The following is a 23372-nucleotide window of genomic DNA, read 5'->3' on the forward strand; positions in this document are numbered from 1 at the left end:
GCCCGTCCCCCTGCCCGCCCGCCGCGGAAGATCACATGCCCATTCTGCGTCGGGCCGCCGGGCCCCGCACGCGGTCAGTGCCCGTTCTGTGCCAGCCGCAGCAGATGGTCCGCGAGGGCCTGCCCGCCGGTGGGGTTCCGGCTGATGAGCAGCAGCGTGTCGTCGCCGGCGATGGTGCCGAGGATGTCGTGCAGCTCCGCCTGGTCGATGGCGGAGGCGAGGAACTGGGCGGCCCCGGGCGGGGTCCGCAGGACCACCAGGTTCGCCGAGGCCTCCGCGGAGATCAGCAGCTCCTGGGAGAGCCGCCGCATCCGCTCCTCCTTCGCCGACTCCCCCAGCGGCGCGCGCGGCGTGCGGAAGCCGCCCTCGCTCGGCACCGCGTAGATCAGGTCGCCGTCGGTGTTGCGGATCTTCACGGCGTTCAGCTCGTCGAGATCCCGGCTGAGTGTCGCCTGCGTGACGCTCAGCCCGTCGTCGGCGAGCAGCTTCGCCAGCTGGCTCTGCGACCGCACCGGCTGCCGGTTGAGGATGTCCACGATCCGGCGGTGCCGTGCGGTGCGGGTCTGGGGTACGGCCGGCCCGGCACCCGCCGCCGACTCGTGGTCCTGCGCCTGGCTCATCGTCGTCTCATTCTCCGGATCGTCCGTCCCCGTCCACAGGGTTCGCCGTGTCGAGGATGCCGGGCAGCGCCCGGAGCAGCGCACCCGCCTCGTCGTCGTGGAGGTTCAGCGGCGGCATGAGCCGTACGACGTCGGGGGCGGGCGCGTTCACCAGGAACCCGGCCTCCTGGGCCGCCTGCTGCACCTGCGGTGCGCGCGGCCCGGTGAGCACGATACCCAGGAGCAGGCCCGCGCCCCGGACATGGTCGATCAACGGGTGGTCCAGAGCCTCGATCCCGTGCCGCAGCCGCTCGCTCTGCCGCTTGGTGTTGTCGAGCAGGCCCTCGCCCTCGATGGTGTCGAGCACGGCGAGTCCGGCGGCGCAGGCGACCGGGTTGCCGCCGAAGGTGGTTCCGTGCAGGCCGGGCTTGAGCAGGTCGGCGGCCCGGCCGAAGGCGACGGTCGCGCCGAGCGGCAGCCCGCCGCCGAGCTGCTTGGCGAGGGTGACGACGTCGGGCAGCACGCCCTCGTGGGCCTGGTAGGCGAACCAGGTGCCGGTCCGGCCGACGCCGGTCTGCACCTCGTCCAGGACCAGCAGCGCCCCGGTGGCGGCGGTGATCGCGCGGGCCGCCTTGAGGTAGCCGGCCGGGGGCACGACCACGCCGTTCTCGCCCTGGATGGGCTCGATGAACACCGCCGCGGTCTCCTCGGTGACCGCGGCGGCCAGCGCCTGCGCGTCGCCGTAGGGGACGTGGGTGACCTCGCCGGGCAACGGCCGGAAGGGGTCCTGCTTGCCGGGCTGGCCGGTGAGCGCGAGGGCGCCCATCGTACGGCCGTGGAAGCCGCCGTGGGTGGCGACCATGTGGGTGCGCCCGGTGAGCCGGCCGATCTTGAAGGCGGCCTCGTTGGCCTCGGCGCCGGAGTTGCAGAAGAAGACGCGGCCCTCGCGGCCGAACAGCGTCAGCAGCCGCTCGGCGAGCGCGATGGTGGGCTCGGCCATGAAGAGGTTGGAGACGTGGCCGAGGGAGCCGATCTGCCGGGTGACGGCCTCCACGATCGCCGGGTGGGCGTGGCCGAGGGCGTTGGTGGCGATACCGCCGACGAAGTCGAGGTACTCCTTGCCGTCGGCGTCCCACAGCCGAACGCCTTCGCCGCGCACCAGGGGCAGGCGCGGGGTGCCGTAGTTGTTCATGAGCGCCCCCTGCCACCGCTGGGTCAGCTCCTGGTTGCTCATGACTCCCCCTGTCCGTGCGCGGTCCCGTCGGGCACGATCATGGTGCCGATGCCTTCGTCCGTGAAGATCTCCAGCAGGATCGAGTGCTGGACCCGGCCGTCGATGACGCGGGCGGTGGTCACGCCGTTGCGTACGGCGTGCAGGCAGCCCTCCATCTTCGGCACCATGCCGGAACTCAGCTCCGGCAGCAGCTTCTCCAGCTGCGAGGCGGTGAGGCGGCTGATCACCTCGTCGGAGTTCGGCCAGTCCTCGTAGAGGCCCTCGACGTCGGTGAGGACCATGAGGGTCTCGGCGCCCAGTGCCGCAGCGAGTGCCGCAGCCGCCGTATCAGCATTGATGTTGTAGACATGTGCGTCGTCCTGACTGCGGGCGATCGAGGAGACGACCGGGATGCGGCCGTCGGCCAGCAGCGCCTCGATGGCACCCGTGTCGATCGCGGTGATCTCGCCGACCCGCCCGATGTCGACCGGTTCCCCGTCGATCTCGGGCATGCGCTTGGTGGCGGCCATGGTGTGCGCGTCCTCGCCGGTGAGGCCGACGGCGAGCGGGCCGTGCCGGTTGAGCAGGCCGACCAGCTCGCGCTGCACCTGTCCGGCGAGCACCATGCGGACGACGTCCATGGCGTCCTCGGTGGTGACGCGCAGGCCCGCCTTGAACTCGGAGACGATGCCGTGCCGGTCGAGGGCGGCGCTGATCTGCGGGCCGCCGCCGTGCACGACGACCGGTTTGAGGCCGGCGTGGTGCAGGAAGACGACGTCCTGGGCGAAGGCGGCCTTCAGCTCCTCGTTCACCATGGCGTTGCCGCCGAACTTGATGACGACGGTCTTGCCGCGGTGGCGGGTGATCCAGGGCAGCGCCTCGACGAGGATCTGGGCCTTGGGCAGCGCGGTGTGCTTGCGAGTGCTCATGAGGAGTAGGCGCTGTTCTCGTGGACGTAGTCGGCGGTCAGGTCGTTGGTCCAGATGGTCGCGGTCTCGGTGCCCGCGGCGAGGTCGGCGACGATGTGGACCTCGCGGTAGCGCATGTCGACCAGCTCCCGGTCCTCGCCGACGGACCCGTTCTTGCACACCCAGACGCCGTTGATGGCGACGTTGAGCCGGTCCGGCTCGAAGGCGGCGCCGGTGGTGCCGATCGCGGAGAGGACCCGGCCCCAGTTGGGGTCCTCTCCGTGGATCGCGCACTTCAGGAGGGTGTTGCGGGCGATGGAGCGGCCCACCTCGACGGCGTCCTCCTCACTGGCCGCGTTGATCACCTCGACCTTGATGTCCTTGCTGGCGCCCTCGGCGTCGCCGATGAGCTGCCGGCCGAGGTCGTCGCAGACCTGCCGTACGGCCTCGGCGAACTCGGCGTGGTCCGGGCGGATGCCGGAGGCGCCGGAGGCGAGCAGCAGCACGGTGTCGTTGGTGGACATGCAGCCGTCGGAGTCGACGCGGTCGAAGGTGACCCTGGTGGCCGCGCGCAGCGCCTTGTCGAGGTCCTCGTCGCCGAGGTCGGCGTCGGTGGTGAGGACGACGAGCATGGTGGCGAGGCCCGGGGCGAGCATGCCGGCGCCCTTGGCCATCCCGCCGACCGTCCAGCCGTCCCGGGTGACGACGGAGGTCTTGTGGACGGTGTCGGTGGTCTTGATGGCGATGGCGGCCTTCTCGCCGCCGTGCTCGCTCAGGGAGGCGGCGGCCGTCTCCACGCCCTTGAGGACCTTGTCCATGGGGAGCAGGACGCCGATGAGACCGGTGGAGCAGACGGCGACCTCGATGGCGCCGCGGCCGAGCACCTCGGCCGCCTTCTCGGCGGTGGCGTGGGTGTCCTGGAAGCCCTGGGGTCCGGTGCAGGCGTTGGCGCCGCCGGAGTTGAGGACGACGGCCGAGACCTGGCCGCTCCTGAGCACCTGCTCGGACCACAGCACCGGCGCGGCCTTCACGCGGTTGGAGGTGAAGACGCCCGCGGCGGCACGGCGGGGCCCGTTGTTGACCACGAGGGCCAGGTCGGGGTTGCCGTTCTCCTTGATTCCGGCGGCGATGCCCGCCGCCGTGAATCCCTTGGCTGCCGTGACGCTCACTGCATCTCCTCGTTCGCTTCTCCGCCCGCGCAGCGCGCCGGTGCGGCTCTCATCGTCGTCTGCAGCCCGGTGGCTGCGCGCGCTCCCCCAGCTACCGCTGGGCGGTGCCCCCAGCTCACGGTGCGACTCCGATCGTGGAAAGCCCGGTGGTCTCGGGAAGACCCAGGGCGAGGTTCATGCTCTGGACGGCACCGCCCGCCGTGCCCTTGGTCAGGTTGTCGATGGCGCTGATCGCGATGATGCGGTCCACGGCGGCGTCGTACGCGACCTGCACGTGAACGGCGTTGGAACCGTGGACGGACGCCGTCGCGGGCCAGCTGCCCTCGGGGAGCAGGTGGACGAAGGGCTCGTCGGCGTAGGCCTTCTCGTAGGCGGCCCGCAGGGACTCCGCGGTCACCCCCTCGGCGGCGGGCGCGCTGCACGTCGCCAGGATCCCGCGGGGCATCGGCGCGAGGGTCGGCGTGAAGGAGACGGCGACCCGTTCCCCCGCGGCCCCGCTGAGGTTCTGGATCATCTCGGGGGTGTGCCGGTGACCGCCGCCGACGCCGTAGGGCGACATGGAGCCCATGACCTCGCTGCCGAGCAGGTGCGGCTTGGGGGCCTTGCCCGCGCCGGAGGTGCCCGACGCGGCGACGATCACCGCCTCGGGCCCGGCGAGCCGGGCCGCGTAGGCCGGGAACAGGGCGAGGGAGACGGCGGTGGGGTAGCAACCGGGCACCGCGATGCGCCGGGAGCCCGTCAGGGCGGCTCGGGCGCCCGGCAGCTCGGGCAGGCCGTAGGGCCAGGTGCCGGCGTGCGGGGAGCCGTAGAAGGCCTCCCAGTCGGCCGGGTCCTTCAGCCGGAAGTCGGCGCCCATGTCGATCACGAGGACGTCGGTGCCGAGCCGCTCGGCGACGGCGGCGGACTGCCCGTGCGGCAGCGCGAGGAAGACGACGTCGTGCCCGGCGAGCGCCTCGGGCGTGGTCTCGGCCAGCACCCGGTCGGCCAGCGGCAGCAGGTGCGGCTGGAGCGCACCGAGCCGCTGCCCGGCGTTGGAGTTGCCGGTCAGGGCACCGATCTCGACCTCGGGGTGCGCGAGGAGCAGGCGCAGGACCTCTCCGCCCGCGTATCCGCTCGCTCCGGCCACCGCCGCACGTATCGCCATGTCCACCCTCCTCTGGATGGCATGACTATACGTATCGCTGCACTTTTATGCAATGACCTTCGGGAGCATCACCCGGCGCGAGACGACGAAGGTGACCGGGATCGCCGCCGCCGAGGCGAGCAGCGGGGCGAAGCGGCTGCCGGCGTGCAGCAGGTCCACGATCACGTAGACACCCGCCGTCGTGACGAGGAAATTGGTCACGTTCGTCAGCGGGAACAGCAGGAATTTCCGCCAGGTGGGACGCGTCCGGTAGGTGAACCGCGCGTTCAGGAAAAAGGACCCGATCATACTGAGCAGAAAGGCCAGGACGTGCGCGGCGAGATAGGGAAGCCGGGTCAGGAACAACAGGTAAAGACAGTAGTAGGCGGCCGTGTTCACGGCGCCGACCACCGCGAAGGTCAGGATCTGCCTCGGCAGTTGTCTCGACATCAGGGGATGAGATCTTTCGTCCGTTCCACATTGGTCGCCTTCACCAGGAAGTGCGGGCGCCCCTTCACCTCGTAGTAGATGCGGCCGGTGTACTCCCCGATGACTCCCAGCATGACCATCTGGACGCCCGCGAGGGCGGTCACGGCGGTGATGATGGTCACATAGCCGGGAGTCTGGACGCCGTTGACGAGCGCGGCCCCCACGATCCAGCCGGTGTACAGGCCCGCGCACACCAGCAGGCCCACACCGAGCCAGAGCGCGGCGCGCAGCGGGCGGTTGTTGAAGGAGAGCAGCCCGTCGAGGCCGTAGTTGAGCAGTCCGCGCAGGTTCCAGGAGCTGCGGCCGGCCTCGCGCGCGGCGTTGCGGTACGCGAAGGTGGTGCTCGGGAAACCCACCCAGGCGAACAGGCCCTTCGAGAAGCGGTTGTACTCGGTGAGGCCCAGCACCGCGTCCACGACCCGCCGCGACAGCAGCCGGAAGTCCCCGACGCCGTCGACCAGTTCGACGTCGACCAGACGGTTGACGAGCCGGTAGTACAGCCGCGCGGTGAGGGTGCGGGTGAGCCGGTCGCCCGTGCGGGAGCGCTGGGCGATGACCTGGTCGTACCCCTGCTCGTGCAGCTCGACCATGCGCCTGATCAGCGCGGGCGGGTGCTGGAGGTCGGCGTCCATGACGATCACGGAGTCGCCCGAGGCGTGCCGGAGGCCGGCGAGCAGGGCCGCCTCCTTGCCGAAGTTGCGGCTGAAGGAGACGTAGCGCACCCGCGAGTCGAGGTCCGCGAGGTCCTTCAGGACGGCGAGCGTGCGGTCGCGGCTGCCGTCGTCGACGTAGACGAACTCCATGTCGTGGCCGAGGGGCAGCAGTTCCTCGGCGACCTTCTGGACCTCCTCGTGGAAGCGGGCGAGGACGTCCTCCTCGTCGTAGCAGGGCGCGACGATCGATATCAGCATGCGGGGTCCCCCCTGGGCGCGGTCAGGAAGCGGTGGTCGCGCGCTCGCGCGGTGATGTGGTCGTGGGCGGCACCGGGGCGCGCCGGCGGCGGACGGCACCGACGGCGGTGAGCAGGGCGAGGGTGAGCAGCGAGACGGCTGCGACTGCCGTGCCCAGCCGCAGGCCGGGTGGGTGGAAGGTGCAGGTCAGGCTGGTGGCGCCGGCGCCGAGGGGTACGGCGATCAGGCCGTGGAAGTCACCGGCGGGCCGCTCGGGTCCGTCGCCGGCGGCGCACCGCCAGCCGGCGATGCGGGGCGCCGCGACGACCGCCGTGCCCGTGCTGCCGGCGGGCAGTTCGGCCCGTACGGTGCCGTCGGAGACGGTCACCTTGGTGGCACCGGCCGCCTTCAGCCGTGCGGCGGCGCTGTCCAGCCGGCCGGTGTCCAGGCAGCCGACCGCGCCGGGCGGGACGCGGCCGGGCCGGTCCGGGGTCAGCGCGATGCGCAGCCGCCCGGAGGCGGGAGCGGTGCCGAGCGGCTCCATGGCGGCCCGGTTGCGCGGGAAGGCGAACCGGAACCGGGCGGGTGTGCCGCCGCCGAGCCGTGCGGTGCCGGAGAAGTGCGGGGCCCACAGGTATACCTGGGTGCCGGCCGGGCACCGGGCGGTGATCGTGGGCCGGGCCAGGGCGTTCGCGGTGCCGACGCGGCGGCTCGGGAGGGGGTGCCCGCCGTCGTCCTGAACGGTGACGCGAGGGACGGTGTAGACGCGGCTGCCGAGCAGCAGCTCCTGGTTGCGGTACGGCGACGGGCCGAAGGGCCGCCGGTCGGGGCCGGGCCGCACGGTGACCAGGGGCGGCACGTCGCGCCGGCTGACGTGCACCGGCGGCCCGCCGCCCGCGACCTGGTGCTTCTGGTGCGGGTCGGGCGGTGAGTGCACTCGTGCGCCGACGGAGAAGACGACGTCCGTGACGGCGTTGTCCAGGCTCTGGACGCTCCGGCCGCGCGAGGTCCAGCCGTCGCCCAGCGCGGTGAGGGTGCGGCTGAGGACGTCCGGGGTCAGGCTGCTGTAGTACTGGGCGCCCTCGCCGCCCACCAGCAGCGGGTCGTTGCCGACGGTCTGCTCGCGGCCGGGGTCGGTGCGGTAGCGGGGCCAGCCGTCGGCCCCGGCGATCGCCGCCGCCTGCGTCCGCTGCCGCTCGCCCCAGGGCGCGTAGTCGTCCAGGTGCCCCAGGCGCAGCCGGGCCGCCACGGCCGAGGTGGCGGCGGTCTCGCCCACCTGGGCGCCGAGCAGGAGGACGACGGCCAGTCCGGCCAGCCGCCGGCGCGGCCCGGCGCGGCCCAGCAGGACCAGTCCGCCGAGGGCGCCCGCGAGGGCGAGCGGCAGCACGGCCCAGGTGTACGGCCGGACCAGCGTGCTGCGGCTCGCCACGGCGACGGTCAGGAGGAGCAGCGCGGTCGCGGCGCCGAGGGCGCGCCGGTCGGGGAGTCCGTACGCCACGGCGTGCCAGGCGGCGATCACCAGCAGCCCGCACAGCACGAACGCCTGCCGGTAGGGGCTGCCCTGCGGGGTGGCGAAGGCGTGCCAGGCCAGATGGGTGGGGCCCCACTGGAGGGACAGGGCCACCGCGAGCACCAGTGCCGTCCAGCCGGTGCGGACCGGGACCGGGACCGCCCGGTGGAAGGGCAGCGCGAGGGCGAGGAGCAGGGCGGTGAGGCCGACGTACAGGGCCGGGGAGCCGAAGCCGTAGGTGGCGGGCAGCAGCCGGGCGGCGACGTCCTCGGCGGGTACGGGGGCGAACCGGCGTACCCGGCCGGGGTAGGCGTGCCGGGTTCCGGAGTAGACGACGGTCACGAGCGGGGCGGCGAGGCCCACGCCGAGGGCGGTGGTGAGGGCGGCGCGGCCGGCCGCGGTGAACGCCCGCCGGCGGGGCGGCCGGGTGAGCAGCAGGCGCAGCAGCAGCACCAGGGCGGCGCCGAGGGTCGCCATGTAGGCCGTGTAGAAGTTGGCGGTCCAGGCGAGGGCGACGACGAGGACACCGGGCAGCAGCCGGCGCCCGGTGAGCGCCCGTTCGCCGACCAGGCACAGCAGGGGCAGCGCGATCAGGCCGTCGAGCCACATCGGGTTGTAGGAGGCGTCGGCCATGCTCCAGCCGCACAGCGCGTAGGAGACGCCGAGCAGGGCCGCCGCCCAGCGGCGGCCGGGGCGCAGGGTGAGCAGCAGCCAGGCCATGGCCGCGGCGGCGGAGGCGGTCTTCAGCAGGGTGACGGTGTAGACGGCGAGGTCGATCCCGTCGCGCGGGAAGAGGGCGACGAGCAGGGCGAAGGGGCTGCCGAGGTAGGTGCCGAGGTCGGGCAGGAAGCTCGTGCCGTACCCGGACTGCCAGTTGACGAGGAGGCTGCCGTGGGCCCTGCCGTGCAGCAGGTCCCACAGGTGGGCGTGGAAGGGCACGTACTGGTTGCCGAGGTCGTTGACGCTGCGGGTGCGGGGGCCGAAGGGGTAGCTGCGCGCGAGGAGGTCACCGGCGCAGCAGGCGGTGACCGTGACGGCCGCGGCGAGCAGGGCGGCGGCCCGGTGCGGCGCGTCGGGCGCGTTCGAGCGGTTCATTTATCGGCAGGCCCCCATGAATTCACTGCGTTGATTTCGCCGTCTTAGACGGGACGCCTTTCCTGTTGGTTGTGCGCTCACCGAAAAGTGAGGCGGCATCTTCCGAATACGGGAAACGACGCGTGAATTTCATGTCCTGTCGGACAACTTTGTCTTTCGGAAAGGTGTTCTCAAGGTGAACCGGCCTTGCGGGCGGCGTAGGCCCGGGCCGCCCGGACCCGGTTGCCGCACTGGGTGGTGCACCAGCGTCGGGCGCCGTGGGAGCGCAGGAACCAGCGGGCGCAGCCCTGGGCGGCGCACTCGGTCAGCTGGGCCGCGTCGGCGCCGGTGAGCAGGTCGGCGGCGTCCTCGGCGAGCTGGGAGAGCGCGGCGGCGGCCGGATTGCCCGAGTCGGGGAGGTCGTCGCGCCGGGGGCCGTCGGCGCTCCAGGCCAGCCGGGGGGTGGCGGGGGCGGCGGCGAGGGCGGCGTTGAGGGTGTCGAGGGCTTCGGCGGGCGGCCGGGTCCCGCCGGTCCGGGCGGCGAAGAGGGCCCGCAGCGCCTCGCGGAGGACACGGAGCCGGCCGGACTGCCTGCCGTTCAGGGAGACCCGGTCGGGCAGCAGCCCGTGTCGGACCAGCCACAGGTGCGCGGCCTCGGTGTCGTCCAGCAGGTCGACCTGGCCGTGACTGACCGTGAACCGGGTGTTGACCAGCGTCAGCGAGGCGTACCGGTCCTCGCCGGGGACCGGGGGCCGGTGCAGGTAGACGGGTGACTCTTGATCCACGGTTCTCATGGTAATCCTTGCTGTTCTCCGTGAGGAGGGCTTAGCGTTCCTCACGGAGAACCAGGTATGAAACCGTGAGAGGTGAACCGTCGTGGGCTTCGACGTGCACGCGCTGCGCAAGGACTTCCCGATCCTGGAGCGGACGGTGGCGAGCGGCGCCCCGCTCGTCTACCTGGACTCCGGGGCGACCACTCAGAAGCCGCTCCAGGTCCTGGACGCCGAGCGGGACTTCTACCTCACGCGCAACGCGGCCGTGCACCGCGGGGCCCATCAGCTGGCGGGCGAGGCGACGGAGGCGTACGAGCGGGCCCGGCACACGGTCGCCCGTTTCATCGGCGCGGCCGACGACGAGGTGGTCTTCACGAAGAACACCACCGAGGGCGTCAACCTGGTCGCCTACGCCCTGGGCAACGCCGGCCGGCTCGGCCCCGGCGACCGCATCGTGGTCACCGAGATGGAGCACCACGCGAACCTGGTGCCCTGGCAGCAGCTCGCCGAGCGGACCGGCGCGACGCTGGACTGGTTCGGCCTCACCGACGAGGGCCGCCTCGACCTGTCCCGCGCGGAGGAGCTGCTGGACGAGCGCACCAAGGTGCTCGCCCTCACCCATCAGTCCAACGTCCTCGGCACGCTCAACCCGGTCCGCGCGCTCGCCGACCGCGCCCACGCCCACGGCGCCGTCGTCGTCGTGGACGGTGCCCAGTCCGTTCCGCACCGCCCGGTCGACGTGCGCGAGCTCGGCGCGGACTTCCTCGCCTTCTCCGGGCACAAGATGCTCGGCCCGAACGGCATCGGTGTGCTGTGGGGCCGCGCCGAGCTGCTCGCCGGCCTGCCGCCGTTCCTCACCGGCGGCTCGGTGATCGAGATCGTGGAGATGGACCGCACCACCTTCCTGCCGCCGCCGCAGCGCTTCGAGGCGGGCGTGCCGATGGCCGCGCAGGCGGTGGGGCTCGCCGCGGCGGTGGAGTACCTGGAGCGGCTCGGCATGGCGGAGGTGGCGGCGCACGAGGAGAGGCTCACCGCCCGTGCCCTGCGGCTGCTCGCCGAGGTGCCCGGGGTCCGGGTGGTGGGCCCCGCCGGCCATGCCGACCGCGGTTCGGCCGTCTCCTTCACCGTCGACGGCATCCACCCGCACGACGTCGGCCAGGTGCTGGACGAGCGGGGCGTCGCCGTCCGCGTCGGCCATCACTGCGCCCGCCCGATCGTCCGGCGCTACGGCATCCCGGCGACGACCCGGGCGAGCTTCTACGTCTACAACACGCCGGAGGAGGTCGACGCGCTGGTGGAGGGGGTGCGGGCGGCCCAGCGGTACTTCGGCGGCTGACCGGTGCCGCGTGCGGCCCTCCGGAGCGCGCTCCGGCCCGGGCTCTCCGCGCGCGACCGTCGGCCGGCCATCCTGGGCGTGCTCACCGCGCTCGGCGGCTGCGAGGCCCGGCGGGACGTGCACGTGACCGCGGCCCCGGACGCGGGTCTCACGCCCGTGGAGATCACGGAGGCGCTGCCGCACTCCGCCGTCTCCTGCGGGATGCCGACGGCGTTGAACGCCGCCTTCGCCGCGACGGAGGTGTGCGCCGGGCGCGGGCTGCTGCCGGCGGGGCGGCAGCCCGCGCCCTCGGCTACCTCTGCCTGATCCGCAGGAAGGTGACGGAGTGCGCCGGGAAGGTGTACGTGAACTTCCCTGCGACCCCGGTGAACGTGGACGTCCGCGGGGCGACCGCCGTGGACGTCCCGGTGTTCACCGCGTCGGGCGCGGCGGCGAGCGTGGTGACCCGGGCCCTGGACGCCACCTCGGCCCGGCCGAGGTCGACGGCCGTCCGGGCGGCGGCGGACTGGGCGTTGACGACCTTGACGATCAGCTCGCCGGTCCTCGCGTCCCGGGTGACGACCTGGCGGAACGGTTCGGCCGGCTTGTCGTCGGTGAAGCCGCCCCACTCCTCGCCGTCGAGGTACAGGGTCACGTGCCGCCCGCGCACCTTGACGTCGATGTCGTAGGCGCGGCCGGTCTCGACCGACCCGGCCTTGGAGAGCAGGGTGGACTTGCCGCCGTCCACGGCCTGCTCGACCGCCGACCGGGTGTTGTTCCAGCCGCCCAGGTTCCACCAGTAGTAGCTGCCGGTGTCCTTGACGCCGAAGGCGACGAGGAAGCCCTCCTGGCCGGACTGCTTGGTGGCCTTCACGTGCAGGTCGTAGTCGTGCCAGGACGGGTCGCCGGCCTGGACCATGGTGTTCTGGGCGGTGTCGTCCGTCTGGACGTACCGGCCGTCCCGCACGGTCCAGCTGCCGGTGCCGGTGTGGGTCCACTGCGCGGCGTCGCCGGAGAAGTCGTCGCTCAGCAGGGTGCCGCCGCCGGCCGCGGTGACCTTCACGTCGTCGTAGGCGGCGCTGGTGTTCCAGGTGGACAGGCCGACCGCGCCCGTGACGGGCCCGCTCAGGCCCGGGGTGCCGGTGGCGGTGCTCGGGACGACCCGGTCGCCGACGTTGGTCATGAACAGCTTCTGGACCTCGTAGTTCGCCGAGCCCCAGGAGGCGTGGTTGTCGAACCACACCATGTCCGGGCTCCACTGGACGTAGTCCTCGTTGGCGAGGAGCGGGGCGTAGGAGGCGAGTTCGACGACGTCCGCGTTGCGCTCCAGGCCGGTCATGTACGCCGCCTCGGCGAGGGCGTTCTTGAAGGCGTTGCCCTGGGAGGCGTACTCGCCGAGGAAGACCTTCGGACCGGAGCGGTCGTAGGAGTCGTAGCGGTCGTTGTTCTGCAGGAACCACTGGGGGCTGTTGTAGTAGTGCTCGTCGACCATGTCGACCTTGGCGTCCCGGTTGAGTTTCCAGGCCGTGTCGAAGGTCGGGCCGGCGTCGTCGGGGCCGGAGTTGGAGACGACCTGGATGTCCGGGTACTTCGCCTGGACGGCCGCGCGGAACCGCTGGAAGCGGGTGAAGAACTCGTCCGGCAGGTTCTCCTCGTTGCCGACCTCGATGTGGGTGAGGTGGAAGGGCTTGGGGTGGCCCATCCGGGCGCGCACCCTGCCCCACGTCGAGGAGGCGGGCCCGTTGGCGAACTCGACGAGGTCGAGGGTGTCCTGGATGTGCCGCTTCAGCAGGGCGTCGTCGGCGACGGCCTTGTTCTGGCCGCAGCCGGTGACCAGGGCCGGCACGACGGGCAGCGGCATGGCGCCGATGTCCTCGGCGAACCGGAAGTACTCGAAGTAGCCGAGGCCGTAGGACTGGTTGTAGCCCCAGAAGTTGGAGTTGACGGCGCGCTGCTCGACCGGGCCTATGGTGTCCTTCCACTGGTAGGAGCGCTTGCGCTGCCAGCCGGAGGCCTCGCTGTAGTCCTCCATGGAGCCGGTGTTGACCAGGCAGCCGCCGGGGAAGCGGACGAAGCCGGGGTGCAGGGCGGCGATCTTCTCGGCGAGGTCCTCGCGCAGGCCGTTGGGCTCGTGCCTGTAGGTGTCGCGGGGGAAGAGGGACACCATGTCGAGGGCCGTCGCGGCGTCGGCGGCGACGGTGAGGCGGCCGGTGGTGCTGGTACGGGTGGCGGTGAAGGAGGCCTCGTAACGGGCCCAGCCGTTCTTCCTCACGGCGGTCCGCCGGGCGGGAGCGAGCGCGCCGCCGGTGTCCTGGAGGGTGACGGTGAGCGTGCTGCCGGCCTCGGCCCGGGCCCAGACCGAGAAGTCGTAGGTCTTGCCGTCCCGTACGGCGATGCCGGTGTTGTAGCCGGCGTTGGTGACGGACGAGCCGGCGGCCAGGGAGAGGTAGGCGCGGTTGCGGTCGTTCAGCCGGCCGGAGTCGTTCACGACCCGGGCGGTGCCGGAGACCGTCCACGCGGTCAGCGGGGTGTACGCCGTGTTGTCGTCGGCGGAGTACTCGAAGGACCGGTTCTGGACGAGTTCGGCGTACAGGCCGCCGTCGGCGGCACGGTTGATGTCCTCGAAGAAGACGCCGTACATCGTCTTGTCGATCCTGGGCCCGGTGGCGGAGGGGTCGACGGTGATCGCGTAGTCGGTGACGTCCTCGGCGTGGGCGGGGGCGGGGAGGGCGGCCGTGGCGAGCAGGACGGCGCCCGACGCCAGGCCGAGTCTCCAGCGGGCGGTGCGTGACATGGATACTCCGCGGCTCGATGTTCGAAATATCAGACATTGGTCAGCACTTCGAACGCACGATAGGGAAGGGGTAGGGACACGTCAATGGGGCGGACGGAGCGCCCCGTAAGCTCCGGGGTAGGGACGGGTGGGTGCCGTACGTGGCCCTTTTCGCCTTCTCCGCCGCCGTGACGGGCCTTCTCACCCGGCTCGCGCGCCTGATCCGGCGCCGGGGCGCGGCGGGCGGGGGCGTCGGGGCCGCCCCGGCAGCCGCGTACGAGGAGGCGTTTTGCACCACGGAACACGCCGTGTACCGGGAGATCCGGGCCCAGGCGGAGCGGAGGACCCCCGCCGACCCGCCCGACGGCCCGCACCGGCACCCCCGGAGGGCGCGGTGACGGGCGGGGTGTGGCCGGTGCCGGACGTGCTGGCCCATCTGGCCGGGCGCTGGCGGGTCGAGCGGGACGTGCGGGATCTGGCGAGCGGGGCCGAGGGGCACTTCAGCGGGGTCACCGTCTTCAGCGCGCTGGACGGCGGCGGGCTGCTGCACGAGGAGTCCGGGACCTTCACCTGGCAGGGAGTGGCGCGGCCGGCCACGCGGACGCTGAGGTTCCTGCCGCATCCGGTGCCGGGCCGGGCCGACGTGCGGTTCGCGGACGGGCGGCCCTTCCACGAGCTGGACCTGACCACCGGGCGGTACGTCGCCGGTCATCCCTGCGCGGCCGACCTCTACCGGGGCGAGTTCACCGTCCGCGACGCCGACCACTGGCGCACGGTGTGGCGGGTCGCGGGCCCGGCGAAGGACCTCCTGCTGACCACCGACTACGTGCGTGAGCGCTGAGCCGGTATGCCGTCCAGGCGCAGGTTCCAGCGGCCGCCGCGGCCCGTGACCGTGGTCGTGGACAGCGGGCGGACGTCGATGTACCAGTACGTCGAGGGCGGCGCCTTCAGCGCGTAGACCAGGGCCGCCCGGATCACCGACGGCTCGGCCACGGCGACGATCCGGCCGCCGTCCTCCACCGGCCGGGTGTCCAGCCAGCCGCCGACCCGCGAGATGAACGCCAGCAGCGACTCGCCGCCGTGCGGTGTGGAGCGCGGATCGGCGAGCCAGGCGTCCACCGCCTCCGGCTCCCGGGCCATCGCCTCCCCCAGCGTCAGCCCGCGCCAGCGCCCCATGTCGCAGTCGCGCAGCGCGAGCTGGACCAGCGGGGCGTACCCCAGGGCGTCGCCGGTGGCCCGGCTGCGCGGGGTCGGCGAGCAGTAGCGCAGCTCGGCGGCGGCCAGCGGCAGCAGGTCCCCGGCGACGCGCTGCACCTCCTCCCAGCCGCCCTGGTCCAGCGGCCGGTCGTCCTCGAAGCGCTCCGCGAGCGGCGGAGCACCGCGTGCGGCGGCGACGAACGTCACCCTCAGTGGCATGCGGTGATGGTGAGCCGTGCGGGGGTGCGGGTCAAGGGTCGTGACCCGGGACTTGCCCGGAGATGGGCGGATGCTTACCCGAAGCTGTGCGCCATCCACTGGTCCGGGCGGTCCAGGGGCCGGAATCCGAGCCTCTCGTAGACCCCGTGCGCGTCGTCCGTCGCGAGCAGGACGCGGCGCAGCCCGAAGGGCACCAGGTGGTCGCGGACGCGGGCGACGAACGCCGTGCCGATGCCCTTGCCGCGCACCGACGGGTCGACGTACACGTCCGCGAGCCAGGCGAACAGCGCCTGGTCGGTGACCACGCGCGCGTACGCCACCTGCTCGCCCGAGACCGTGTCGTACACCCCGAAGTTCAGCGAGCACGCCATCGCCCGCTCGTGCTTCTCCCGCGAGCGGCCGATCGCCCAGTACGCGTCGGACGACAGCCAGCCGTGCACACGGTCGACGTCGACCCGGGCGGAGTCGGCGGAGAACTCGTACCCCTGCGGGAGGTCAGGTGTGTCGCTCATACGGTGATCCTCACAGGCCGGCCCGGTCGGTGGCGAACGGGTTGCGCACCACCTCGTCGTACGCCGCCCGCAGCCGCCGCACGCCCTCCGTGATCTCCCCGGTGCCGGCGACGGCCGCGAAGCTCAGCCGGACGTGGGCGGCGGGGGGTTCGGCGCTGAAGTAGGGGCGGCCCGGGGCGAGGGCGACGCCCGCGCGGAGGGCCGCCGCGGTCAGGGCCGACTCGTCCGTGCCCTCCGGCAGGCGCAGCCACAGGTGGTAGCCGCCGGACGGGATGTGCGGCAGGGCCGGCTCGGGCAGGTGCCGGGCGAGCGCGCCGGTCATGGCGTCCCGGCGGGACTTCAGCTCGGCCGAGAGCGCCCTCAGGTGGCGGGACCAGGCCGCGGAGCCGACGAGTTCCAGGGCGGCCTCCTGCAGCGGCCGGGGGACGAAGAAGCTGTCCACGACCTGGATGGCGCGCAGCCGTTCCAGCACCGGTCCGCGCGCGGCCAGGGCGCACACCCGGAAGCTGGGCGAGGTGGCCTTGGTCAGGGAGCCGACGTGGACGACGACACCGTCCGGGTCGTCGGCGGCCAGCGGGCGGGGCAGCGGGCCCGCGTCGGCGTGGACGAGCCGGCGGACGAAGTCGTCCTCGACGACGAACGCGCCGGCCTCGCGGGCGATGCGCAGCACCTCCGGGCGCCGGGCGGGGGCCAGCACGGCACCGGTCGGGTTCTGGAACAGCGGCTGGCAGACGAACACCCGGGCGCCGGTGGCGTGGAAGGCGTCCGCGAGCAGGTCCGGGCGGACCCCGTCGGGGTCGACGGGCACCGGGACGGGCCTCAGTCCGGCCGCCCGGGCGAGGGCCAGCATGCCCGGGTAGGTGGGCGACTCCACGAGCACCGGGGCGCCGGGCGGGGCGAGCGCGCGCAGGGCGGTGGCCAGCGCGGCCTGTCCGCCCGCCGCGATCTGCACGTCCGCCGCGGTGACGCCGCCGCCGATACCGCGCGCGAACCACTCCCGCAGCTCCGGCAGCCCCTCCAGCGGAGGCCTCCCCCAGGCACCGGGCCGCCGTCCGGCGCGGGCGAGGGCCGCGGCCATGGCGCGCTCCGGCTGGAGGGAGGGGTGCAGATAGCCGCCGTTGAACTCCAGCACCCCGGGCGGCGGGACGGCGAGCGACACCGTGACACCGCGGGCGTCCACCGTGCGCGGTACGAGGTCGGCGGTGCCGTCGGCGCTCAGCGCGACCTCCTGCCAGGAGGTGTCCCCGGCCGGGGACTCCTTCGGGCGCGGGCGGGCCCGGAAGGCGCCGGCACCCGGGCGGGTCACGACCAGGCCCTCGGCGGCGAGCTGGGCGAGCGCCCGGGAGACGGTCACCGGACTCACCCGGAAGCGCTCGACCAGCGCCCGGCTCGACGGCAGCTTTCCACCTGGAGAGTAGCGCTCCAGCTCGTTCCGCAGCTGTTCCGCCAGTTCACCCACACTGCTACGCTGTTGCATGAGACCACAGAGTAGCGCTACTGCCGCCAGGCCGATAGCAGTCACCGCTCCCCGGGAGGCCCGGGGACTCGGCACCGCCCAGGCCGCACTGGGCGTGGTCGCCTTCTCCCTGACCTTCCCCTCGACCGCCTGGGGCCTGGAGAGCTTCGGCCCCTGGTCCCTGGTGGCACTGCGCGGGGTGCTCGCCGCCCTCGTCGCCGGCTGCTGTCTGCTGGCCGCGGGGGTACGGCCCCCGGCGCGCCGGCACCTGGCCGGGCTGGCCGTGGTCGCCCTCGGCGTGGTGGTGGGATTCCCGATGCTCACCACCCTCGCCCTGCGGACGTCCACCACCGCCCACGCGGCCGTCGTGGTGGGCCTGCTGCCGCTGACCACCGCCGTGTTCTCGGCCCTGCGCACCGGAGCCCGGCCCTCCCGCCGGTTCTGGCTGGCGGCCGTGGCGGGCGCGGCGGCCGTGATCGGCTTCACCGTCGTCCAGAGCGGCGGCGCGCTCACCGCGGCCGACGGCTATCTGTTCGGGGCGCTGCTGGTGTGCGCCGCCGGCTACACCGAGGGCGGCCGGCTGGCCCGGGTGATGCCGGGCTGGCAGGTCATCGGCTGGGCGCTGGTGCTGTGCCTGCCACTGGCCGTGCCGGCCGCGGCGCTGGCGCTCGCCCACGAGCCGGCGCACCCGAGCTTCCACGGGGTGGCGGGCCTGGTGTGGGTGGCGATCGGGTCCACGTTCCTCGGACTGCTCGTCTGGTACCGGGGCATGGCGGCCATCGGCATCCCCCGGGCGAGCCAGTTGCAGTTGGCTCAGCCCCTGCTCACACTGGTGTGGTCGGCGCTGCTGCTGGGCGAGCACTTCACGGTCGCCGCTCCCCTGACCGCCGTGGCCGTGCTCGTGTGCATCGCCGTCACCCAGCGGGCGTGATCGTGAGGAGGGCCGGCAGATGCGCGCATCCAAGGGCGACCAGCTTGTGCAGCACGGCAGGGTGGTGGGCCAGCACGACCAGGTCTCCGAAGTCGTCGAAGTGATGGGCGAGAACGGCAATCCGCCCTACCGCGTCCGCTTCGACGACGGCCACGAGGCGATCATGTCTCCCGGCCCCGACTGCCAGGTCAGGCACCGGGAGCAGCAGCAACGGCAGTAGTCACCGCGGTGGTGTCGCCGGCTCCCGGTAGTGGTCGGCGACCACCCGCGCCATCGCCCCGGCCGGATCCGCGGCCAGGTCCTTGGCGGCGAAGAACACGTGCCCGCGCACCCGCGGGTACCGGGCGGCCAGGGTCAGGTGCCGGGAGAGTTCGGCCGGGTCCTGCCATGCCGCCGGCTGCCCCGCGGCGCCCGCCCGGTACAGCGCCTCGCCGACGTACAGGTGCGTCCTGGTGCCCTCGGCGACCTCCGCCCACCAGGCCACGAGCCGGGCGTAGTCGGCGGCCGCGTAGCCGATGTGCCAGTAGAGCTGCGGCACGATGTAGTCGATCCAGTGGTTGCGCACCCACGTGCGGGTGTCCGCGTACAGGTCGTCGTACGTCTCGACGCCCGCCCGGGTGTCGGAGCCGCGCGGGTCGGTGGCGGCGTTGCGCCACACGCCGAAGGGGCTGATCCCGAACCGGGTGCCGGACCGGGCCCGCTCGATCCCGGCGGCCATCTCCCGCACCAGCTGGTCGGTGTTGTCCCGCCGCCAGGCGGCCCGGCTGGAGAAGGCGCCGCCGTAGCGGTCGTAGGCCTCGTCGTCGTCGAAGGTCTGCCCGGCGACCGGGTAGGGGTAGAAGTAGTCGTCGAAGTGGACCGCGTCGACCGGGTACCGGGCGACCGCGTCGAGCATCGCCCGCTGCACGAAGGCGCGGACCGTGGGCAGGCCCGGGTTGTAGTAGAGCCGGCCGCCGTACGGCACCACCCAGTCGGGGTGTCGGCGCGCGGGGTGCGAGGCGGCGAGCCGGGTGGGGTCGGTGTGGTTCGCGATCCGGTACGGGTTGCACCAGGCGTGCAGTTCCAGACCGCGGGCGTGGGCCTCCTTCACGGCCGTGCCCAGCGGGTCCCAGCCGGGGTCGCGGCCCTGGGTGCCGGTGAGGTACTCCGACCAGGGCTCGTACGGTGACGGCCACAGCGCGTCGGCCGTGGGCCGGACCTGGAGGATCACCGTGTTGAGCCGGTCGCGCACCGCCCGGTCGAGATGGGCGAGCAGCTCCTTGCGCTGCGTGCTCGCCGGGAGCCCGGGCCGCGAGGGCCAGTCGCGGTTGACGACGGTGGCGATCCAGACGCCCCGCATCTCGGCGCTCGCGCGGGGCAGCCTGCCGGGGCCGTGCGCGGTGGGCCGGGCGGGGACGGGAACCGGGTCCAGGACGGACGGAGCAGGCCGCGGACCCGGGGCGGACGCGCCCGGGCCCGGGCCCGCCGCGGAAGGTCCGGCCCCCGCTGCCGTGGCGGCCGCCCCCGGCCCCGGGTGGGGCGCGCTCGCGGCCGTCGCGACGGTCGGAGCCGAGGCCAGCGTGGACAGGGCGGCCCGGGTGAAGGTCCGCCGAGACATGCGCCCCATCGGCACACCCCCATACGCTGTGGATCCGCTCCGTCACGGATCGTTCCGCGCTTCAGGATGCCCCCACCCGGACGATCGATCATCGATACTTGACGGTAACGTGCACGATCGGAGCAGGCGCCGAACCCGGAGGTCTGCCAGCGAGCCGGAGAACCAGCGAAGGGGACGATGTGACCGACATCGAGCGCGTCGGAATCGTGGGCTGCGGCCAGATGGGTGCGGGCATTGCCGAGGTGTGCGCCCGCGCCGGACTGGACGTGAAGGTCGCCGAGACCACCGGCGAGGCCCTGGAGATCGGCCGTACCCGGCTGCTCAACTCCCTGGCCAAGGCCGCCGAGCGCGGCAAGATCACCGAGGAGGAACGGGACGCCACCCAGGCGCGGCTGAGCTTCACCACCGACCTCGGCGAGTTCGCCGACCGGGACCTCGTGATCGAGGCCGTGGTCGAGAACGAGCAGGTGAAGACCGAGATCTTCCAGGTGCTCGACCAGGTGGTCAGCCGCCCGGACGCGATCCTGGCCTCCAACACCTCCTCCATCCCGCTGGTGAAGCTGGCGGTCGCCACCTCCCGCCCCGACCACGTTGTCGGCATTCACTTCTTCAACCCGGCCCCGGTGCAGAAGCTGGTCGAGCTGATCCCGGCGCTCACCACCTCCGAGGGCACCCTGAGCCGCGCCCAGGTCTTCGCCGAGAAGACGCTCGGCAAGCACGCCATCCGCGCCCAGGACCGCTCCGGGTTCGTGGTGAACGCGCTGCTCGTGCCCTACCTGCTGTCCGCGATCCGGATGTTCGAGTCGGGCATCGCGAGCCGCGAGGACATCGACAACGGCATGGAGATGGGCTGCGCCCACCCGATGGGCCCGCTGAAGCTGTCCGACCTGATCGGTCTGGACACCATCGTCTCCATCGCCCAGTCGATGTACGCCGAGTACAAGGAGCCGCTGTACGCCGCTCCCCCGCTGCTCCAGCGCATGGTCGAGGCAGGCCGGCTGGGCCGGAAGACCGGCTCGGGCTTCTACACCTACGGCTGATTACGAAGAGCGACGCCTGCGGGCCCGGCACTCCTGCGAGTGCCGGGCCCGTCCGTTTCACACACCGTGTGCGCGCCGGGCACGCATATGCCCGCCACACACGCTCCCCACGCGCCCACCAGGCGAGTTGACTCATCATGCGCATGCAAGGGATGCGGAACCACCCATTTCGACTACCGAAAGGAGCGGACCCGTGACCGCCGAACCGGAGCATCCCGTGGTCCATGGAGAACTCGCAGAGTTACGCCGCCGCCTCGACGTGGCCTACGCCCGTGTCGAGGGAGGGCTGGCGCTGCTGCGCCACCGTACCGAGGAGACCGCCAAGGAGCTGGACGAGCTGGACACCCGCCTGAACTCGCTGGAACACGCACGCTGGCCGCTGCCCTCGCTCGCCGCGCTCACCTCGCTGGGCGCGCTCCTGGTGACGATCTGGCAGGCGCTGGCCCACTAGCCGTCGGCGAGCCTGAGGTGGTGCAGGAGGAGTAACGCGGCCGCCATGTTGGCGGCCGGGACCTCCCCACGGGCGATCAGGTCGGGGACGAGTTTGAGGGGGACCCATTCCCGCCGGTCCGACTCGAAGTCGTCCACGGGGTGCCCGACGTACTCGCCCCGGTCCGACCAGTAGATGTGGTGCCGGGCGTCGGTGAGGCCGTTGGACGGCTCCACGCTCATGAGGTGGTGCAGGGGTCCCGGCCGCCAGCCGGTCTCCTCCTCCAGTTCCCTGGCCGCCGCGCTCGCGATGTCCTCGCCGTCCTCGACGACGCCCGCGGCCAGCTCCCAGCCCCAGCTGTCGGTGATGAAGCGGTGGCGCCACAGCAGCAGCACCTCGTTCGCCTCGTTCACCACCGTGGCCACCGCCACGGGACGCAGCCGGATCAGGAAGTGGTCCAGGTGCCGGCCGTCCGGCAGCTCGACATCTGCGAGATTGACGCTGAACCAGCGGTTCTCATACACCGTTTGTTCGTTCTGTTTCGTCCACTGCACGGTTCTGCCACCTTCCGCCGAGTAAGTGGCAATATCGCAGCAGGGACGGTGCGCCCACAGTGGGCCTACAGCGGTACGCGCAGTGCTCCGTCGATGAGTTCGGCGGCCTCGGCGGTGCCGGCCGAGCCGCAGCGCACCAGATGCTCGCGTACCGCGCGGAGTCTGTCACGCAGCCGCTGGGACTCCATGCCCCGCGCCTGCTCCGCCATCCGCACGGCGGTGACCACCGCCTTCTCGGCGTTTCCCTGGCGCAGCTCGATGGTGCTCAGCATGGCCAGCCGGTGCACCCGCCCCCGGTCGTGGGCGGGGTTTCCGACGGCCGCCGCCGCGTGCTCCCCGGCGGCGGCGAGTTCACCCAGACTGAGCAGCGCCTCGGCCACCTGGACGTTGACCAGCCCGGGCTGGACGTAGCCGGTCTCGTCCGGCTCGTACCCCCGCCGGATCCGTTCGGCCGCCGTCTCCGCCCGCCGGATGCAGGACAGCGCGCTGCCGCCGTCGCCGAGATGGGCGTACGCCTTGGCCTGCATCGCGTACAGGTCGGAGGCGAGCGCCGGGGTGATGTGCCGGCCGGCGGCGCGCAGCGCGGCCTCCGCGAAGGCGACCGCCTGCCGGAACTCCCGCATGAACAGCGACTGGTTGACCAGCAGTGCGATCACATAGGCGCCGAGTCCCCGGTCCCCGCTGGCCTTCGCGAGCCGCAGCGCCTGGTGGAAGTAGCGCTGGGCGAGTCCGTGGGCGTCGGAGTCGTACGCGCAGATGCCCGCGATCGCCACCAAGCCGCCGGTGGCCCGGTGCAGTTGGCGGCCGGTGGCGTCGGTGTAGCTGCCGCGCAGCAGCGGCGCGGCCTCGGTGTTGAGGAAGCCGACGATCCGCGTCCGGGTCGCGATCCCGCCGGCCTTGCGGTACATCTGCTCGTAGTGCGCCCGGGCGGCCCGCAGCATCTCGATGTCCGCCGCGGTGACCGGGCTCCGGCCGCCGCGGGAGACGTCCACGTCCTCGGGCGGGTTCTCCCACTCCCACACCGGCATCACGGCCGGGGTCCCGGTGACGGCCGGCGCGCCCAGCACATGGGGCCGCTGCTGTTCGTCGGAGCGCCACAGGGCGGTGGCCCGCTCCACGAAACCGCCCAGCGAACCGGCGTGCGGGGTGCTGGGCTCGCCGGGCACGCCCAGGCCGATGTCGTCCAGGGTGACGGGCCGCTGGAGCCGGGCCGCGAGCACCTCGCAGATCAGGTCGGGGACCTGGCCGCGGGGCCGCTGGCCCTTCAACCACCGTGCCACGGCGGTGTGTTCGTACCGCAGGGCGAGACCGCGGGCGCGGCCCGCCTGGTTGACATGGGCGGCGAGGCCGGCATGGGAGATCCCCGCCTCGTCCAGGATGGCGTCGAGCAGAGTGTTGGGCTGCATGGGATGCCCCCCGAGTGGCCTGGTGCGCTCAGCGTAGTGGTTCCGCCTTCACACGGGGTGTGAACGGAGTGCCCGTATCCGCCCGGTACGCGCGCTGTCGCGGAGCGTGCCGGCCCGGTTGACTGCGGTCTCTCGCAAGAGACCGGCCGGGCCGCCGGCTCCCCCTCCGACGACGGCGGCCCGGCCGCGGCCGC

Annotated in this window: 24 protein-coding genes; 8 read left to right on the forward strand and 16 right to left on the reverse strand. The window is 72.9% G+C overall.

Going from position 1 to position 23372, the window contains the following annotated elements:
- Nucleotides 1-74: 74 nt before the first annotated feature.
- The 9 genes from ACZ4VF_RS25965 to ACZ4VF_RS26005 all read right to left on the reverse strand — a co-directional run bounded on the left by ACZ4VF_RS25965 (nt 75) and on the right by ACZ4VF_RS26005 (nt 9769).
- Complete coding sequence (locus ACZ4VF_RS25965; protein WP_467928882.1) at nt 75-620, reverse strand: arginine repressor; 546 nt, start codon at nt 618-620, stop codon at nt 75-77.
- A 7-nt stretch (nt 621-627) separates the two neighbouring features.
- Entirely contained in the window at nt 628-1833 is a 1206-nt protein-coding gene (locus ACZ4VF_RS25970) for an acetylornithine transaminase (protein ID WP_467928883.1), read from the reverse strand.
- Nucleotides 1830-2741 carry an acetylglutamate kinase gene (gene argB, locus ACZ4VF_RS25975; RefSeq protein ID WP_467928885.1) on the reverse strand — a complete coding sequence of 304 codons (912 nt, stop codon included), beginning with the start codon at nt 2739-2741 and terminating at the stop codon, nt 1830-1832. The genes ACZ4VF_RS25970 and argB overlap by 4 nt, the downstream gene beginning before the upstream one ends.
- Nucleotides 2738-3889, reverse strand: coding sequence for a bifunctional glutamate N-acetyltransferase/amino-acid acetyltransferase ArgJ (argJ, locus tag ACZ4VF_RS25980; RefSeq protein WP_467928886.1), 1152 nt, complete (start codon nt 3887-3889; stop codon nt 2738-2740). The genes argB and argJ overlap by 4 nt, the downstream gene beginning before the upstream one ends.
- 115 nt (nt 3890-4004) lie before the next feature.
- Nucleotides 4005-5033 carry an N-acetyl-gamma-glutamyl-phosphate reductase gene (gene argC / locus ACZ4VF_RS25985; protein WP_467928888.1) on the reverse strand — a complete coding sequence of 343 codons (1029 nt, stop codon included), beginning with the start codon at nt 5031-5033 and terminating at the stop codon, nt 4005-4007.
- Between the two features lie 45 nt (nt 5034-5078).
- A complete protein-coding gene (locus ACZ4VF_RS25990) occupies nt 5079-5462 on the reverse strand; it encodes a GtrA family protein (protein WP_467928890.1) in 384 nt (127 codons plus the stop codon).
- Entirely contained in the window at nt 5462-6412 is a 951-nt protein-coding gene (locus tag ACZ4VF_RS25995) for a glycosyltransferase family 2 protein (protein ID WP_467928892.1), read from the reverse strand. Before ACZ4VF_RS25995 ends, ACZ4VF_RS25990 begins: the two co-directional genes overlap by 1 nt.
- Nucleotides 6413-6434: 22 nt before the next feature.
- On the reverse strand, nt 6435-8996 hold the full coding sequence (locus ACZ4VF_RS26000; protein ID WP_467928893.1) for a YfhO family protein: 2562 nt from the start codon (nt 8994-8996) through the stop codon (nt 6435-6437).
- A gap of 170 nt (nt 8997-9166) precedes the next feature.
- On the reverse strand, nt 9167-9769 hold the full coding sequence (locus ACZ4VF_RS26005) for an ABATE domain-containing protein (protein WP_467928894.1): 603 nt from the start codon (nt 9767-9769) through the stop codon (nt 9167-9169).
- 82 nt (nt 9770-9851) lie between these two features.
- Here ACZ4VF_RS26005 and ACZ4VF_RS26010 point away from each other — a divergent pair, with 82 nt between their 5' ends.
- Complete coding sequence (locus ACZ4VF_RS26010) at nt 9852-11084, forward strand: cysteine desulfurase (RefSeq protein ID WP_467928896.1); 1233 nt, start codon at nt 9852-9854, stop codon at nt 11082-11084.
- A 3-nt stretch (nt 11085-11087) separates the two neighbouring features.
- Nucleotides 11088-11390 (forward strand): carboxymuconolactone decarboxylase family protein, encoded by a 303-nt coding sequence (locus tag ACZ4VF_RS26015; RefSeq protein ID WP_467928897.1) that lies wholly within the window; start codon nt 11088-11090, stop codon nt 11388-11390.
- Here the strand turns inward: ACZ4VF_RS26015 and ACZ4VF_RS26020 are convergent.
- Nucleotides 11377-13857 (reverse strand): alpha-L-arabinofuranosidase C-terminal domain-containing protein, encoded by a 2481-nt coding sequence (locus tag ACZ4VF_RS26020; protein WP_467928898.1) that lies wholly within the window; start codon nt 13855-13857, stop codon nt 11377-11379. The two genes, ACZ4VF_RS26015 and ACZ4VF_RS26020, sit on opposite strands and share 14 nt — an antisense overlap.
- Before the next feature lie 140 nt (nt 13858-13997).
- Here ACZ4VF_RS26020 and ACZ4VF_RS26025 point away from each other — a divergent pair, with 140 nt between their 5' ends.
- Nucleotides 13998-14234 (forward strand): hypothetical protein, encoded by a 237-nt coding sequence (locus ACZ4VF_RS26025; protein ID WP_467928900.1) that lies wholly within the window; start codon nt 13998-14000, stop codon nt 14232-14234.
- A complete protein-coding gene (locus ACZ4VF_RS26030; RefSeq protein WP_467928901.1) occupies nt 14231-14677 on the forward strand; it encodes a DUF6314 family protein in 447 nt (148 codons plus the stop codon). The genes ACZ4VF_RS26025 and ACZ4VF_RS26030 overlap by 4 nt, the downstream gene beginning before the upstream one ends.
- Here ACZ4VF_RS26030 and ACZ4VF_RS26035 read toward each other — a convergent pair.
- From ACZ4VF_RS26035 to ACZ4VF_RS26045, 3 genes are all read right to left on the reverse strand, one after another.
- The gene (locus tag ACZ4VF_RS26035; RefSeq protein WP_467928902.1) at nt 14659-15252 is read right to left on the reverse strand and encodes a histidine phosphatase family protein; all 594 of its coding nucleotides are present in this window, start codon (nt 15250-15252) and stop codon (nt 14659-14661) included. The two genes, ACZ4VF_RS26030 and ACZ4VF_RS26035, sit on opposite strands and share 19 nt — an antisense overlap.
- A 74-nt stretch (nt 15253-15326) precedes the next feature.
- Nucleotides 15327-15764 carry a GNAT family N-acetyltransferase gene (locus tag ACZ4VF_RS26040; protein ID WP_467928903.1) on the reverse strand — a complete coding sequence of 146 codons (438 nt, stop codon included), beginning with the start codon at nt 15762-15764 and terminating at the stop codon, nt 15327-15329.
- Between the two features lie 10 nt (nt 15765-15774).
- Entirely contained in the window at nt 15775-17241 is a 1467-nt protein-coding gene (locus tag ACZ4VF_RS26045; protein WP_467928905.1) for an aminotransferase-like domain-containing protein, read from the reverse strand.
- Between ACZ4VF_RS26045 and ACZ4VF_RS26050 the strand changes: the two genes are divergently transcribed.
- On the forward strand, nt 17240-18151 hold the full coding sequence (locus ACZ4VF_RS26050) for a DMT family transporter (protein WP_467928906.1): 912 nt from the start codon (nt 17240-17242) through the stop codon (nt 18149-18151). The two genes, ACZ4VF_RS26045 and ACZ4VF_RS26050, sit on opposite strands and share 2 nt — an antisense overlap.
- Nucleotides 18152-18170: 19 nt before the next feature.
- Nucleotides 18171-18371, forward strand: coding sequence for a DUF1918 domain-containing protein (locus ACZ4VF_RS26055; protein ID WP_467928907.1), 201 nt, complete (start codon nt 18171-18173; stop codon nt 18369-18371).
- Here ACZ4VF_RS26055 and ACZ4VF_RS26060 read toward each other — a convergent pair whose 3' ends face one another.
- On the reverse strand, nt 18372-19757 hold the full coding sequence (locus ACZ4VF_RS26060) for a glycoside hydrolase family 10-like protein (RefSeq protein WP_467928909.1): 1386 nt from the start codon (nt 19755-19757) through the stop codon (nt 18372-18374).
- A 170-nt stretch (nt 19758-19927) separates the two neighbouring features.
- Here ACZ4VF_RS26060 and ACZ4VF_RS26065 point away from each other — a divergent pair, with 170 nt between their 5' ends.
- Nucleotides 19928-20788 carry a 3-hydroxybutyryl-CoA dehydrogenase gene (locus tag ACZ4VF_RS26065; protein WP_467928910.1) on the forward strand — a complete coding sequence of 287 codons (861 nt, stop codon included), beginning with the start codon at nt 19928-19930 and terminating at the stop codon, nt 20786-20788.
- 193 nt (nt 20789-20981) lie between these two features.
- A complete protein-coding gene (locus ACZ4VF_RS26070) occupies nt 20982-21239 on the forward strand; it encodes a hypothetical protein (RefSeq protein ID WP_189300292.1) in 258 nt (85 codons plus the stop codon).
- Here the strand turns inward: ACZ4VF_RS26070 and ACZ4VF_RS26075 are convergent.
- Together ACZ4VF_RS26075 and ACZ4VF_RS26080 are read right to left on the reverse strand one after the other, a co-directional pair.
- Nucleotides 21236-21772, reverse strand: a complete 537-nt coding sequence (locus ACZ4VF_RS26075; protein ID WP_189300290.1) for an NUDIX hydrolase — start codon at nt 21770-21772, stop codon at nt 21236-21238. The two genes, ACZ4VF_RS26070 and ACZ4VF_RS26075, sit on opposite strands and share 4 nt — an antisense overlap.
- A gap of 65 nt (nt 21773-21837) precedes the next feature.
- Nucleotides 21838-23178, reverse strand: coding sequence for a transcriptional regulator (locus ACZ4VF_RS26080; RefSeq protein WP_467928911.1), 1341 nt, complete (start codon nt 23176-23178; stop codon nt 21838-21840).
- Between the last annotated feature and the right edge of the window lie 194 nt (nt 23179-23372).

Source organism: Streptomyces sp. NPDC029151, assembly GCF_055564315.1.